At 57.4% G+C, this 14,410-nt stretch carries 13 protein-coding genes and 3 tRNA genes; 1 reads left to right on the top strand and 15 read right to left on the bottom strand.

Annotated features, from left to right (window positions below; translation table 11 throughout):
• Positions 1-177: 177 nt before the first annotated feature.
• On the top strand, positions 178-1,026 hold the full coding sequence (gene nadC, locus AB4N44_RS21390) for a carboxylating nicotinate-nucleotide diphosphorylase (protein WP_150749589.1): 849 nt from the start codon (positions 178-180) through the stop codon (positions 1,024-1,026).
• Between the two features lie 51 nt (positions 1,027-1,077).
• Here the strand turns inward: nadC and AB4N44_RS21385 are convergent, their stop codons facing one another.
• From AB4N44_RS21385 to folP, 15 genes are all read right to left on the bottom strand, one after another.
• A complete protein-coding gene (locus tag AB4N44_RS21385; RefSeq protein WP_123452824.1) occupies positions 1,078-1,377 on the bottom strand; it encodes a DUF6388 family protein in 300 nt (99 codons plus the stop codon).
• Positions 1,378-1,620: 243 nt separating this feature from the next.
• A tRNA-Thr gene (locus AB4N44_RS21380) sits at positions 1,621-1,696 on the bottom strand.
• A 129-nt stretch (positions 1,697-1,825) separates the two neighbouring features.
• Complete coding sequence (pnp, locus tag AB4N44_RS21375; RefSeq protein ID WP_007915263.1) at positions 1,826-3,931, bottom strand: polyribonucleotide nucleotidyltransferase; 2,106 nt, start codon at positions 3,929-3,931, stop codon at positions 1,826-1,828.
• Between the two features lie 193 nt (positions 3,932-4,124).
• On the bottom strand, positions 4,125-4,394 hold the full coding sequence (gene rpsO / locus AB4N44_RS21370; RefSeq protein ID WP_003177875.1) for a 30S ribosomal protein S15: 270 nt from the start codon (positions 4,392-4,394) through the stop codon (positions 4,125-4,127).
• A 142-nt stretch (positions 4,395-4,536) separates the two neighbouring features.
• Entirely contained in the window at positions 4,537-5,454 is a 918-nt protein-coding gene (truB, locus tag AB4N44_RS21365) for a tRNA pseudouridine(55) synthase TruB (protein ID WP_127925792.1), read from the bottom strand.
• Positions 5,455-5,458: 4 nt separating this feature from the next.
• Positions 5,459-5,860, bottom strand: coding sequence for a 30S ribosome-binding factor RbfA (gene rbfA / locus AB4N44_RS21360; protein ID WP_016986495.1), 402 nt, complete (start codon positions 5,858-5,860; stop codon positions 5,459-5,461).
• A gap of 160 nt (positions 5,861-6,020) precedes the next feature.
• The gene (gene infB / locus AB4N44_RS21355; protein WP_127925791.1) at positions 6,021-8,552 is read right to left on the bottom strand and encodes a translation initiation factor IF-2; all 2,532 of its coding nucleotides are present in this window, start codon (positions 8,550-8,552) and stop codon (positions 6,021-6,023) included.
• Between the two features lie 27 nt (positions 8,553-8,579).
• Entirely contained in the window at positions 8,580-10,061 is a 1,482-nt protein-coding gene (gene nusA / locus AB4N44_RS21350; protein WP_127925790.1) for a transcription termination factor NusA, read from the bottom strand.
• A 47-nt stretch (positions 10,062-10,108) separates the two neighbouring features.
• Positions 10,109-10,567 (bottom strand): ribosome maturation factor RimP, encoded by a 459-nt coding sequence (gene rimP / locus AB4N44_RS21345; RefSeq protein WP_007915250.1) that lies wholly within the window; start codon positions 10,565-10,567, stop codon positions 10,109-10,111.
• A gap of 139 nt (positions 10,568-10,706) precedes the next feature.
• Positions 10,707-10,783, bottom strand: a tRNA-Met gene (locus AB4N44_RS21340).
• A 97-nt stretch (positions 10,784-10,880) separates the two neighbouring features.
• A tRNA-Leu gene (locus AB4N44_RS21335) sits at positions 10,881-10,966 on the bottom strand.
• 22 nt (positions 10,967-10,988) lie between these two features.
• Complete coding sequence (secG, locus tag AB4N44_RS21330; RefSeq protein ID WP_016986497.1) at positions 10,989-11,375, bottom strand: preprotein translocase subunit SecG; 387 nt, start codon at positions 11,373-11,375, stop codon at positions 10,989-10,991.
• 4 nt (positions 11,376-11,379) lie between these two features.
• A complete protein-coding gene (tpiA, locus tag AB4N44_RS21325) occupies positions 11,380-12,135 on the bottom strand; it encodes a triose-phosphate isomerase (RefSeq protein ID WP_016986498.1) in 756 nt (251 codons plus the stop codon).
• Positions 12,136-12,200: 65 nt separating this feature from the next.
• Positions 12,201-13,538, bottom strand: a complete 1,338-nt coding sequence (gene glmM, locus AB4N44_RS21320) for a phosphoglucosamine mutase (RefSeq protein WP_127925789.1) — start codon at positions 13,536-13,538, stop codon at positions 12,201-12,203.
• A 16-nt stretch (positions 13,539-13,554) separates the two neighbouring features.
• Positions 13,555-14,406: a dihydropteroate synthase gene (gene folP / locus AB4N44_RS21315; RefSeq protein WP_127925788.1), complete on the bottom strand. Its 852-nt coding sequence runs from the start codon at positions 14,404-14,406 to the stop codon at positions 13,555-13,557.
• Positions 14,407-14,410 lie beyond the last annotated feature (4 nt).

Below are 14,410 nucleotides of genomic sequence, written 5' to 3'. Positions count from 1 at the left end.
CTTGCACCCGGCGCCATAGCCGTCAGGGTTTCCCCTATACCGCCCCTTTCAGTGACCACGCCTGGCCGGGTTTGCTCAAAGAAAATCGACCGGATGCAGGCAAGCACGCGCGTTCTCGCCTTGGGTTGGCTCGCGCCATGCCCCTATAATCGAACCACTTTGTTTGTGGAGCCCGTTATGCCGAATCTACGTCTCGCCGATTTGACCGCCGAAATCGAAGCCAACGTGCGCCGTGCGTTGCTCGAAGACATCGGCAGCGGCGACATCACCGCGCAACTGATCCCGGCCGAACGCCTGGCCAAAGCCACCATCATCACTCGCGACGCGGCCGTTATCTGCGGCACTGCCTGGGTCGATGCGGTGTTTCGTCAGCTTGATCCGCGGGTGGCGGTGCATTGGCAAGTGGTCGATGGCGAGCGGGTAAAGCCCAATCAACCGTTATTTCATCTGGAAGGCCCGGCCCGTTCGCTGCTGACCGGTGAGCGCAGTGCGCTGAATTTTCTGCAATTGCTGTCCGGCGTAGCTACGCACGCGCAGTACCTGGCCGATTTCGTCGGTACCACTCAGGTCAAACTGCTCGACACCCGCAAGACTCTGCCGGGTCTGCGTCTGGCACAGAAATACGCGGTGACCTGCGGTGGCTGCCACAACCATCGCATCGGTCTGTACGACGCGTTCCTGATCAAGGAAAACCACATCGCCGCCAGCGGTGGCATCCCGCAGGCGATTGCCGCCGCGCACAAGATTGCCCCGGGCAAACCGGTGGAAGTCGAAGTGGAAAGTCTGGAGGAGCTGAAGGAGGCACTGGCCGCCGGCGCCGACATCATCATGCTCGACGAACTGAGCCTGGATGACATGCGCGAAGCCGTGCGCCTGAACGGCGGCAAGGCGAAACTGGAGGCCAGCGGCGGTATCAACGAAAGCACACTGCTGCCGATCGCCGAAACCGGAGTGGACTACATCTCGATTGGCGCGATGACCAAGGATGTCAAAGCGGTGGATCTGTCGATGCGCCTCAGTCTCTGAATACTGCGCGCAATAAAAAACGCCAGCCCGGTTGAGGCTGGCGTTTTTGTATCAGACCACCAGATTATTCATCTCGCAGTACTCTTCCCACTCGACACCCAGCACTTCGGCCGCCTCTTTGTGCAGCACGAGGCGCTGTGCCTCGAACTCTTCCGGCGTGCTCGTGTACTTGAGTGTCAACTCCCACGGCTGCAAGCCCTGGGCTTCGGCTTCGTCTTCGAAGGCCCACTGGATCTGATCTTTCTGATCATCGGGACTCAGGTCCTTGATCTCTTCTTTCAGGTCCGGTACGTCCAGAATGTACTTTTCCAGCGCTTGTTCGTGACGTTGCTCTTGAGTTAATTCGGTCATGGCGTTCTCGCTGATCTTAGGAATGGAGGATGGATCTGGATCATCAAGGATCTCTCTGACGCGGATTTGTCCGGCCTTCGGAACCATTCGGGATCATCTGAAAACTGCTGGGCGATGCTCATGCAGGCTCCGAATATAGGACGTTTGCATGACGAATTACACGGCTCTTTACATCTCTCTCACAAAAAGCTGACCTGCGGAACATAAATCCGCTTTTGCGATGGGTGAGAGTGTTTAAGAAGGTGGTGCCCGAGACAGGAATCGAACCTGCGACCTTCGCGTTACGAGTGCGCTGCTCTACCGGCTGAGCTACACGGGCGGTGGGCTAAACCTAGCACCGGTCTTGAAGTCCGGCAACTTCACAGAATGTCCCGATATTTCGCAGACAAAAAAATGCCCCGCCGTTTTCACGGCGGGGCATTTTTATTGCGCTAACGCTTTGGGGTGATTAAACGCCCGAAGCCTTGGCAGCAGCCACGTCTTTGATGGACAGCTTGATACGGCCGCGGTTGTCCACGTCCAGTACCAGCACTTCCACTTCCTGGCCTTCTTTCAGGATGTCGGTCACTTTCTCTACGCGAGCGTCGCTCAGCATCGAGATATGCACCAGACCGTCCTTGCCCGGCAGGATGTTGACGAATGCGCCGAAGTCGACGATGCGCTCAACTTTACCCACATAGATCTTGCCGATCTCGGCTTCAGCGGTGATACCCAGAACGCGCTGACGTGCAGCTTCAGCAGCTTCCTTGGTTTCGCCGAAGATCTTGATCGAACCGTCGTCTTCGATGTCGATCGAAGCCTTGGTTTCTTCGCAGATCGCACGGATGGTCGCGCCACCTTTACCGATAACATCACGGATCTTGTCGGTGTCGATTTTCATCGCGATCATGGTCGGAGCGTTGGCCGACAGTTCGGTACGCGACTGGCCGATGATCTGGTTCATCTGACCGAGGATGTTCAGGCGCGCTTCCAGGGCTTGGCCCAGAGCGATCTCCATGATTTCTTCGGTGATGCCTTTGATCTTGATGTCCATCTGCAGCGCAGTAACGCCTTTGGCGGTACCGGCTACTTTGAAGTCCATGTCGCCCAGGTGGTCTTCGTCACCGAGGATGTCGGTCAGAACTGCGAACTTCTCGCCTTCCTTGACCAGACCCATGGCGATACCGGCAACCGGCGCCTTCATCGGCACACCAGCGTCCATCAGGGCCAGGGAAGCGCCGCAAACGGAAGCCATCGAGCTCGAACCGTTGGATTCGGTGATTTCCGAAACCACACGGATGGTGTACGGGAACACGTCAGCGGCTGGCAGCATGGCCGAAACCGAACGACGGGCCAGACGGCCGTGACCGATTTCACGACGACCAGCACCACCCATGCGACCACACTCGCCCACCGAGAACGGAGGGAAGTTGTAGTGCAGCATGAACGGGTCTTTTTTCTCGCCTTCCAGGGTGTCCAGCAGTTGTGCGTCACGGGCGGTGCCCAGTGTTGCAACGACCAGCGCCTGGGTTTCACCACGGGTGAACAGCGCCGAACCGTGAGTCTTCGGCAGAACGCCGACTTCGATGTTCAGCGGACGTACGGTTTTGGTGTCGCGACCGTCGATACGTGGCTTGCCGTTGACGATGTTTTCGCGAACGGTGCGGTATTCGATTTCGCCGAAAGCGGCTTTGACTTCGCTGGACGAAGGCTGACCTTCTTCACCGGACAGCTTGGCAACGACTTGATCCTTCAGCTCGCCCAGACGCGCATAACGGTCGGCCTTGACGGTGATGGTGTAAGCCTGGGAGATCGCTTCGCCGAACTCGGCACGGATAGCGCCCAGCAGTTCGGTGGCTTCTGGCGCAGGAGCCCAGGTCCAGGTTGGCTTGGCAGCTTCAGCGGCCAGTTCTTTAACGGCGTTGATCACAACCTGGAATTCGTCGTGAGCAAACAGTACCGCGCCCAGCATCTGGTCTTCGGTCAGCTCTTTGGCTTCCGATTCAACCATCAGTACGGCGTCGGAAGTACCGGCAACGACCATGTCCAGGCTCGAAGCCGCTTGCTGCTCGTAAGTCGGGTTCAGCAGGTAGCCGGTGCTTTCGTGGAAGGCAACGCGAGCGGCGCCGATCGGGCCGTCGAACGGGATACCCGAGATGGCCAGGGCAGCCGAGGTACCGATCATCGCAGCGATGTCCGGATCGGTCTTCTTGCTGGTGGAAACAACGGTGCAGACAACCTGCACTTCGTTCATGAAACCTTCAGGGAACAGCGGACGGATCGGACGGTCGATCAGTCGGGAAGTCAGGGTTTCTTTTTCGGAAGGACGGCCTTCACGCTTGAAGAAACCGCCAGGGATCTTACCGGCAGCGTAAGTCTTTTCCTGGTAGTGAACCGACAGAGGGAAGAAGCCCTTGCCTGGATCAGCTTGTTTTGCACCGACTACAGTCACCAACACGCTGACGTCGTCGTCAACGGTGACCAATACTGCGCCGGAGGCCTGACGGGCGATACGGCCAGTCTCGAGGGTAACGGTCGATTGACCGAACTGGAATTTTTTGATTACCGGGTTCACGGTGTCCTACCTTCTTTGTGGCTCTTGGGGGAACTGGTTTCTTGCGAATTCTTGGGCAATGTCGGGAATCGGCCCAACGCCTGTCCAGGGTAAAACGTGTATCCAGATAAAACTTGAGGCTGGGAGCCTGCAAGACGCCGGCGGTAAACCGCTGACGTCCGACAGACAACCAACCTCATAGCGCAATCGCTGATTAGCGACGCAGACCCAGGCGACCGATCAGAGTCTGATAACGACCCAGATCCTTGCCTTTCAGGTAGTCCAGCAGCTTGCGACGCTGGTTTACCATGCGGATCAGACCACGACGGGAGTGGTGATCTTTACCGTTGGCCTTGAAGTGACCTTGCAGCTTGTTGATGTTGTGGGTCAGCAGTGCAACTTGCACTTCTGGCGAACCGGTGTCACCAACAGCTTGCTGGTAGTCAGCAACGATTTGAGCTTTTTCTTGAACGTCGAGAGCCATGAGGCAATCCTTTTATCAGGAAACTGTTTCAAAGAAACAGCTTCAACAGGCCAGGGACAAATCCCTGTATCTATAAATGAGTAGTGACCGTGCCTGTTAACAGCCACCCTCGCCAGCCTGCTTTGACACAGACCGGTTTCGGTCATTCCGACCGAATCAGTCGACGTGGCGCAATGCGCCCGTCTTCGCTCACTTCACCGATACCGATGAAGCGACCATTGTGATCCTGTACCCGCACCATGCCGAACTTCGGAGCATCCGGGGCACGCACCGGCTGGCCGTTGAGCCAGTAGAACGCACTCGCTTCGGAGAAGTGCAGCAACGGCCAATCCTGCAGGCCGCTGTCCGATGGCATCAGGAAGCGATCCACCGCTTCGTTGCCGCCCTCGGCATGTACCGCTTCAAGCTCTTCGAGGGTCACCGTCTGCGCCAGGGTGAAAGGCCCGGCCTGGGTACGGCGCAATTCCGCGACGTACGCACCACAACCGAGTTGCTCACCGATATCCTCCACGAGGGTGCGAATATAGGTGCCTTTGCTGCAATCCACCGCAAGTCGTGCAGTATCGCCTTCGAAGGCCAGTAATTCCAAGCGCGCAATAGTAACAGAACGCGGTTCACGCTCCACTACTTCGCCTGCACGAGCCAACTTGTAGAGCGGCTGGCCATCACGCTTGAGCGCCGAGTACATCGGCGGTATCTGACTGATTTGCCCACGAAATTTCGGCAATGCCGCTTCGATATCGGCGCGACCAACGGTCACCGGGCGCTCCTGCAAAACCTCACCTTCGGCATCGGCCGTGGTGGTGGTCTTACCCAGTTGCGCGAGGGTTTCATAAGCCTTGTCGGAATCGAGCAGGTACTGCGAGAACTTGGTCGCTTCGCCAAAGCACAACGGCAAGACGCCCGTGGCCAGAGGGTCGAGGCTGCCGGTGTGACCGGCCTTCTCGGCGTTGAGCAACCAGCGAACCTTCTGCAACGCGGCGTTGGACGTGAATCCCAACGGCTTGTCGAGCAGGATGATGCCGCTGACGTTACGACGGATACGTTTGACCTGAGCCACCGAGTTACTCCTTGGTGTCTTCAGGTTCAGCAACGACCGGATGCTGATTGTCTTCAGCCACCGCACGCTCGATCAGCGCCGACAGGTGCGCACCACGCACGACGGACTCGTCGTAGTGGAAGTGCAGTTGCGGCACGCTGCGCAGCTTCATTTCACGGGCCAATTGCATGCGCAGGAAACCTGCGGCGGAATTGAGCACCTTGATGCTTTGTGCGATGTCTTCAGCGTTGTCCTGCCCCATCACGGTGATGAAAATCTTCGCGTGACCGACGTCACGGCTGACTTCCACTGCGGTAATGGTGACCAGACCCACGCGTGGATCTTTGACTTCACGACGGATCAGTTGGGCCAGCTCGCGCTGCATCTGATCGCCGATACGTTGGGTACGGCTGTATTCTTTTGCCATGATTTTGTTACCTGTTACTGCCCGGCGGTGAAACCCGCCAGGTCTGAAAGCGGCAAACGCCCGGCCTGACAAAAGCCAGACCGGGCGTTGCGTTTAGAGTCCGGGTGATGCGCCACACTGTTGAGTGCGGCCGGCCATCACGGCTCCTGAAGTGCGCGAGTTAGAGGCTGCGAGCAACCTGAACCTTCTCGAAGACTTCGATCTTGTCGCCGACTTTGACGTCGTTGTAGCTCTTCACGCCAATACCGCATTCCATGCCGGCACGTACTTCGGAAGCGTCATCCTTGAAGCGGCGCAGGGATTCCAGCTCGCCTTCGAAGATAACGATGTCTTCACGCAGTACACGGATCGGACGGTTACGGTGCACAACACCTTCGATCACCATGCAGCCAGCGATCGCGCCAAACTTCGGCGAACGGAACACGTCACGCACTTCGGCCACACCCAGGATGTTCTCGCGAACATCGCTGCCGAGCATGCCGGTCAGGGCTTTCTTGACGTCTTCGATGATGTCGTAGATCACGTTGTAGTAACGCATGTCCAGACCTTCCTGCTCGACGATCTTCCGTGCGCCAGCATCGGCACGCACGTTGAAGCCGAACAGTACAGCGTTGGAAGCCAGTGCCAAGTTAGCATCGGATTCGGTGATACCACCGACACCGCCGCCGACTACGCGCACTTGAACTTCGTCGTTGCCCAGGCCATTCAAGGCACCGTTCAACGCTTCCAGCGAACCACGGACATCGGATTTGAGGACGATGTTGAGCGTCTTCTTCTCGGCCTGACCCATGTTTTCGAAGATGTTTTCCAGCTTGCCGGCGTGAGCGCGAGCCAGTTTGACTTCGCGGAACTTGCCTTGACGGAACAGAGCCACTTCACGGGCTTTCTTCTCGTCAGCAACCACGCTCATCTCGTCGCCAGCGTCCGGGGTACCGTCCAGGCCGAGGATCTCGACAGGGATGGAAGGACCGGCTTCTTTGATTGGCTTGCCGTTCTCGTCGAGCATGGCGCGAACGCGACCATAGTTCGAACCGACCAGGACCATGTCGCCTTGGCGCAGGGTACCGTCTTGAACCAGAACGGTTGCCACCGGGCCGCGACCTTTGTCGAGACGCGATTCAACCACAACACCACGACCAGGAGCCGATGGAGTTGCTTTCAGTTCGAGAACTTCAGCTTGCAGCAGAACGGCTTCAAGCAACTCGTCCACGCCAGTACCGACTTTCGCCGAAACCGGAACGAACGGCGTATCACCGCCCCACTCTTCGGAAGTCACGCCGTGAACCGACAGTTCGCTACGGATGCGATCGAGATCGGCGCCCGGCTTGTCGATTTTGTTCACTGCAACAACCAGTGGAACGCCAGCCGCTACAGCGTGCTGAACAGCTTCAATGGTCTGCGGCATCACGCCGTCGTCCGCTGCAACCACCAGAATCACGATGTCGGTCGCCTTGGCACCACGAGCACGCATTGCGGTAAACGCGGCGTGACCCGGGGTATCGAGGAAGGTGACCATGCCGCGTTCGGTTTCAACGTGGTACGCACCGATGTGCTGGGTGATACCGCCGGCTTCGCCAGCAGCTACCTTGGCACGACGGATATAGTCGAGCAGGGAAGTTTTACCGTGGTCAACGTGGCCCATTACGGTCACGACTGGCGCACGGGAGAACGACTCACCTTCAAACTTCAGGGACTCGGCCAGGGAATCTTCCAGGGCGGTGTCGCTGACCAGGGTCACTTTGTGGCCCAGTTCTTCGGCTACCAGTTGAGCAGTTTCCTGATCAAGCACCTGGTTGATGGTCGCTGGAGTACCCAGTTTGAACATGAACTTGATGATTTCAGCAGCCTTGACCGACATCTGATTGGCGAGATCGCCAACAGTGATGGTCTCGCCGATCTGTACATCACGCACGACAGGGCCGGTTGGGCTCTGGAAACCGTGAGCGTTGCGCTTCTTCAGCTTGGCCTTGCCGCGACCACCACGACGGAAGCCATCGCTTTCTTCGTCGGTAGTGCGTGGCGCCACACGTGGAGCCGGCGCTTTTTCTTTGACCGAGGCGCGATGCGGAGCGTTTTTGCGCTCGCCATCACCACCACCGCTGCGACGATTGTTGTCGTCGGCACGTGGTTTGTCCGGACGGCGCTGTTCGTTCTGCTTGTTGCGAACTTCGGCAGACGGAGCTGGAGCAGCGGCCACTACCGGTGCGCTTTCGCGAACAGGTTCGGCAGCTGCAGCCGGCGCCGCAACGGCGTCGCTGGCAGCGGTCTGCGCAGCAGCAGGCTGATTACGCGCTTCTACTTCGGCGCGTTGCTTGGCTTCTTCTTCAGCCTTCTGACGAGCAGCATTTTCTACTGCGCGACGCTCATCCAGTTCACGCTTGCGCTCGGCTTCGATTTCTTCCGGGCTGCGCTGTACGAAAACTTTCTTTTTGCGAACTTCTACGCTGATGCTTTTGCTACCAGCCACACGCAGGGTGCTGGTGGTTTTACGCTGCAGCGTGATCTTGCGTGGTTCTTCCACTTTCGCCTTGTGGCTGCTTTTCAAGTGAGTCAGCAGAGACTGCTTCTCACTGTCAGTCACATTTTCTTCGGCGGCGGTGTGCGGCAGACCTGCCTCACGCATCTGCTGCAACAGGCGCTCTACCGGTGTTTTGACCTCATCGGCCAGTTGTTTCACCGTGACTTGCGTCATGCACTTCTCTCCTCAGGCCGCGCCTAATTACTCGAACCAGTGGGCTCGGGCGGCCATGATCAACTTGCCGGCACGATCATCGTCAATGCCGTCGATGTCGAGCAGGTCGTCAATAGACTGCTCGGCCAGGTCTTCGCGGGTAATTACGCCGCGCACCGCCAGTTCCATCGCCAAATCCTTGTCCATACCCTCAAGCGAGAGCAGGTCTTCGGCCGGATGGGCGTCTGCCAGCTTTTCCTCAGTAGCGATGGCTTTGGTCAACAAACGATCCTTGGCACGAGCGCGAAGCTCGTTGACGATATCTTCGTCAAAGCCGTCGATGTTGAGCATTTCTTCCAACGGTACGTAGGCAATCTCTTCCAGGCTGGTGAAGCCTTCATCAACCAGCACCTGAGCCAGTTCTTCGTCGACTTCCAGCTCGTCGATGAAGTTGCGCAGGATGTCGCCGGTTTCTGCTTGCTGCTTAGCCTGGATGTCCGATTCGGTCATCACGTTCAGGGTCCAGCCAGTCAACTGGCTCGCCAGACGCACGTTCTGACCACCACGACCGATGGCCTGAGCCAGATTGTCTGCGCCAACGGCGATGTCCATTGCGTGGGCATCTTCGTCAACGATAATTGCCGCAACCTCAGCCGGGGACATGGCGTTGATCACGAACTGAGCCGGGTTGTCGTCCCACAGGACGATATCAACACGCTCACCGCCCAACTCACCCGACACTGCCTGGACGCGCGAACCGCGCATACCGATGCAAGCGCCCTGTGGGTCGATGCGTTTGTCTTTAGAGCGGACGGCGATCTTGGCGCGCGAACCCGGATCACGGGATGCAGCCATTACTTCGATCAGACCTTCGGCAATTTCCGGCACTTCGATACGGAACAGCTCGATCAGCATTTCCGGCGCGGTACGCGACAGGATCAGCTGCGGGCCGCGGTTCTCGGTGCGGATTTCCTTGAGCAACGCACGCAAGCGCACGCCGACACGGAAGGTTTCGCGAGAAATGATGTCTTCACGGGCCAGCAACGCTTCAGCGTTGTTGCCCAGATCGACGATCACGTTGTCGCGGGTGACTTTTTTCACGGTGCCGGAGATGATTTCTCCCAGGCGCTCGCGATAGGCGTCGACCACTTGAGCGCGCTCGGCTTCGCGAACTTTCTGCACGATGACCTGCTTGGCAGTCTGTGCAGCGATGCGGCCGAACTCGATGGATTCGATCTTTTCTTCGACGACGTCGCCAACCTTGGCACCAGGATGCGTTTCGGCAACCTTGCTTGGCCAGGTTTCGATGGCCGGATCGTCGAGATCATTCTCTTCGACGACCGTCCAGCGACGGAAAGTTTCGTATGCCCCGGTGTGGCGGTTAATTTCCACACGCAGGTCAACTTCGTCCTCAAAACGCTTTTTGGTAGCAGTGGCCAGAGCCAGCTCCAGCGCTTCAAAAATTACGCTTGCCGGTACGCCCTTTTCATTGGATACCGACTCAACAACCAGCAGTACTTCTTTGCTCATCGTACGCCTCGCCTTTCGCAAGCCATTGGATCCGCGGGATCCGCGTCTCAGTCAAAACTGGGAATAATGTTGGCCTTGTCGATCATATCGATCGGCAACAGGAACTCATGGTCGTCTACCTGCACCACGACATCCTGTTCTTCTACACCGCGCAGAAGGCCCTGAAAGTTGCGTCGCCCTTCAAAAGGCGAGCGCAGCTTGATCTTCACTTGTTCACCGGCAAACTTTGCAAACTGCTCAAGAGTGAACAGTGGGCGCTCCATGCCAGGCGAGGAAACTTCGAGGGTGTATTCAACGGAGATCGGATCTTCAACATCCAGCACACCGCTGATCTGACGGCTGACAATGGCGCAATCGTCCACCAGCACGCCACCCTCTTTATCGATATAAACGCGCAACATCGAGTGACGACCCTGAGCCGAAAACTCGATACCCCAGCATTCATAGCCCAGGGCCACGACCACCGGGGCCAGCAAGGCCTGCAACTCTTCTAGCTTGCTCGACACCTGAACCCCCTAGTGCATGATATGTGCATGCTTTGCAAAATAAAAAAATGGGCTTAACGCCCATCCTTGAAACGCCGTCGAACAGCGGCGTTGAAAGTGTCCAGCTAACAAAAAGCCCCTTAAAAGGGGCTCCTTAAACTGGTTGCGGGGGCCGGATTTGAACCGACGACCTTCGGGTTATGAGCCCGACGAGCTACCAGACTGCTCCACCCCGCGACAAAGCTGGGGCGGAAGTATACGACCGATCCCTTATAGGGTCAATGTAACCTTCCACCTGCAAGAAAGCCCGCAACAGCGGGCTCTCCTGACTAATTGGTACCGAGAAGGGGACTCGAACCCCTACACCCTATGGGCACAACCACCTCAAGGTTGCGTGTCTACCAATTCCACCACCTCGGCAAAACTACGTTTGAAACCCTTCTTACTTCTGCTCTTGAGCTGGAGGTACGTCAGTCGCTGGAGTAGCCGACTTTTGCTCTTGAAGCACCGGGACATCATCAGAAGCCGGTTGTTGTTGCTTAGGTACTTCCAACACTGCCGGGTTTGGGAGACCTGCCTGAGTCAGCTGATGAGCCTTCTCTTTAGCAAAGTAACCTAACCCCAAGCTGGTTATGAAGAAACCGGCGGCAAGTATAGCAGTAAACTTACTAAGAAAGGTAGAGGAACCTTGGCTTCCGAACACAGTATTTGAAGCACCTGCTCCGAAAGACGCGCCAGCGTCCGCACCCTTACCCTGCTGCAGCAAAACCAGAGCAACTACGCCCAATGCACCCAGCAGATGAAAAACGACTACGACTGTTTCCAGCATTTTTTCAGTTTCCCGCGGCGCGACAAATCGCACCGAACTCATCTGCATTCAGGGAAGCTCCACCAATGAGCCCCCCATCGATATCCGGCATGCCGAACAGTTCGACCGCATTGGCCGCCTTCACGCTGCCGCCGTATAGAAGCCGCACACCTCGTGCCACTTCAGAATTCTCTGCCGCCAGCTGCTCGCGAATGGCTTTATGCACATCCTGAGCTTGCTGCGGCGTCGCAGTCAGTCCGGTACCAATAGCCCAGACCGGCTCGTAAGCAATGACTGCCTTGGCAAAAGCACCGACACCCAGCTCCTCGATGATGCTGCCCAGCTGACGCCCGACAACCTCAAGAGTTTTTCCGGCTTCGCGCTGCTCGAGGGTTTCCCCTATACACAACACCGGAATCAAGCCACATGCCTGCGCAGCTGCAAACTTGCGATTCAGCATCCCATCCCGCTCGCCCATTATCTGGCGACGCTCGGAGTGCCCGACAAGCACCAGGGAACAACCTGCATCCACCAACTGACTCGGCGCAATCTCACCGGTCAATGCACCTTGCATGGATTCCACCGCAGAATTCTGCGCGCCGACCGAAATCGACTTGCCTTTCAAGCCATCAATCACTTGATTGATATACAAGCAAGGCGGGAATACCGCGACATCAACACCGCTTGGCAAGGCCAGATGACGAAGGCCGTTGATCAGCTCAGCGACGCTGGCGCGGGTACCGTGCATCTTCCAGTTACCAGCTACCATAGGGCGACGCATGCTGTACCTCGTCGGTCAAAGTGGGCGCAGATGTTACCCAACACAATCATGGCTTGCAAGCCGTATCAGGCAGAAACTTCAGTTACCAGTTTTGCCAGCTCTTCGGCGTAGTTGCGAACCTGGGTTTCGTCCTCGCCTTCGACCATTACGCGCACCAGAGGCTCTGTCCCGGACTTGCGCAAAAGCACGCGACCGCGCCCCGCCATTGCCTGGGTAACACGCGCACTGGCTTCCTTGACAGCCGAGTGTTCCAGCGGACTTTCGCCACCACCAAAACGCACATTGATCAGCACCTGAGGGCACTTGCGCAATGCCTGACGCGTTTGCGCCAACCCTTCATTACGGGTCTTCAAGGCCATCAGCACTTGCAAAGCCGCGATGATCGCATCACCGGTCGTGGTGTGATTGAAGCAAACGATATGCCCTGAATTTTCGCCACCGACCAGCCAATTGCGCTCAAGCAACTCAGCGATCACGTAGCGGTCGCCGACATTGGCACGAATGAACGGAATCGAAAGCTCTGCAAGCGCGAGCTCCAGACCCAGATTACTCATCAGGGTGCCAACCACGCCGCCCTGCAACTTGCCACGTTCATGCAGATCGCGAGCAATAATGAACAACAACTCGTCGCCATCAACAATGGCGCCAGTGTGGTCAACCATCAGAACCCGATCGCCATCGCCATCAAAAGCGATACCCAGGTCGGCATGCTCCGCCAGTACCGCAGCCTGCAGCTGCCCCATATGGGTCGAGCCGCAATTCTCATTGATGTTCAGACCGTTAGGCTGGGCTGACAGCACGACAACTTCCGCACCCAGCTCCCGGAAGACACTCGGAGCCACCTTGTAGGTCGCACCATGCGCACAGTCGATAACGATCTTGAGTCCAGAGAAACTGGTGCCCGTTGGCACGCTGCTCTTGCAGAATTCGATATAACGGCCTGACGCATCGTTGATCCGCGAGACCTTGCCGATCTTGCTCGATTCGACCACGGTCATCGGCGTATCGAGCAACTCTTCGATCATCAGCTCCAGTTCATCGGGCAGCTTGGTGCCTTTACCGGAGAAAAACTTGATGCCGTTATCGTCGTGCGGATTGTGCGAAGCACTGATCACGATACCGGCCTCAGCCTGGAACGTGCGCGACAAGTAGGCGATGGCCGGCGTCGGCATAGGACCCAGCAGCATCACATCGGCACCCGCCGATGTCAGACCGGCCTCAAGCGCCGACTCGAACATATAACCGGAAATTCGCGTGTCTTTGCCGACCAGCACCTTGCAGGCGCCCATCTTGCGGAACGCCATGCCAGCAGCCCAGCCGAGCTTGAGCATGAAGTCAGGAGTAATCGGGTATTCACCAACGCGACCACGAATGCCGTCAGTACCAAAATATTTCTTGCTCATAAGCGCTCCATCATTCTTATTCGGCTGATTCCACGGCCGCGATCATCCGCACCACGTCTACTGTTTCCGCCACATCATGGACGCGCAATATACGCGCACCTTTCACCGACGCCAGCGCCGCCAGCGCCAATCCGCCATGCAGCCGCTCGCCAACAGGACGATTCAAGGCGTGCCCAATCATGCTCTTTCGGGAAACACCAACCAGCAAGGGCCTGCCCAACGCATGCAGGGCTTCCATGTGCTTGAACAAGCTTAGATTGTGCTGCAGGGTTTTGGCGAAACCGAAGCCCGGATCAAGAATGATCCGCTCGGCAGGAATACCTGCTGATGCACACACCGACATCCGCTGCGCGAGAAACTCGCCAACCTCGCGAGTGACATCGTGATACTGCGGATTGTCCTGCATATCGCCTGGCTCACCGAGCATATGCATCAGACATACCGGCAAGCCTGTCGCCGCCGCTGCATCCAACGCACCATCGCGCTGTAGCGATCGCACATCATTGATCAACCCGGCACCCAACCGTGCGGTTTCGCGCATCACCGCAGGCGTAGACGTATCCACCGAAATGATCACATCAAGCTCGCGATTGATCAGCTCGACAATCGGCGCCACGCGCTCAAGCTCTTCGAGCGGAGAAACCGCTCGCGCGCCAGGCCGGGTGGACTCGCCACCGACGTCAATCAGTGTCGCACCCGCCGCAACCATCGCTTCTGCATGGCGCAAGGCAGCGTCAAGCTGGCTGTATTGGCCGCCATCAGAGAAAGAATCAGGGGTGACATTGAGAATGCCCATGACATGCGTCTGGGCCAAATCAAGAACCCGGTTGCCGCAAGGCAACCGGGTCAGGGACTGTACAGAAGTCATTTCA

This window comes from Pseudomonas sp. S3_C06 (assembly GCF_054667675.1).
This window is presented reverse-complemented; position numbering and strand designations above follow the sequence as displayed.

Excerpts from the sequence above, each read along its gene's own strand:
- nadC (WP_150749589.1), top strand. The coding sequence starts at position 178 with ATGCCGAATCTACGTCTCGCCGATTTGACCGCCGAAATCGAAGCCAAC.
- AB4N44_RS21385 (WP_123452824.1), bottom strand. The coding sequence starts at position 1,377 with ATGACCGAATTAACTCAAGAGCAACGTCACGAACAAGCGCTGGAAAAG.
- rpsO (WP_003177875.1), bottom strand. The coding sequence starts at position 4,394 with ATGGCTCTCGACGTTCAAGAAAAAGCTCAAATCGTTGCTGACTACCAG.
- rbfA (WP_016986495.1), bottom strand. The coding sequence starts at position 5,860 with ATGGCAAAAGAATACAGCCGTACCCAACGTATCGGCGATCAGATGCAG.
- infB (WP_127925791.1), bottom strand. The coding sequence starts at position 8,552 with ATGACGCAAGTCACGGTGAAACAACTGGCCGATGAGGTCAAAACACCG.
- nusA (WP_127925790.1), bottom strand. The coding sequence starts at position 10,061 with ATGAGCAAAGAAGTACTGCTGGTTGTTGAGTCGGTATCCAATGAAAAG.
- secG (WP_016986497.1), bottom strand. The coding sequence starts at position 11,375 with ATGCTGGAAACAGTCGTAGTCGTTTTTCATCTGCTGGGTGCATTGGGC.
- tpiA (WP_016986498.1), bottom strand. The coding sequence starts at position 12,135 with ATGCGTCGCCCTATGGTAGCTGGTAACTGGAAGATGCACGGTACCCGC.
- glmM (WP_127925789.1), bottom strand. The coding sequence starts at position 13,538 with ATGAGCAAGAAATATTTTGGTACTGACGGCATTCGTGGTCGCGTTGGT.
- folP (WP_127925788.1), bottom strand. The coding sequence starts at position 14,406 with ATGACTTCTGTACAGTCCCTGACCCGGTTGCCTTGCGGCAACCGGGTT.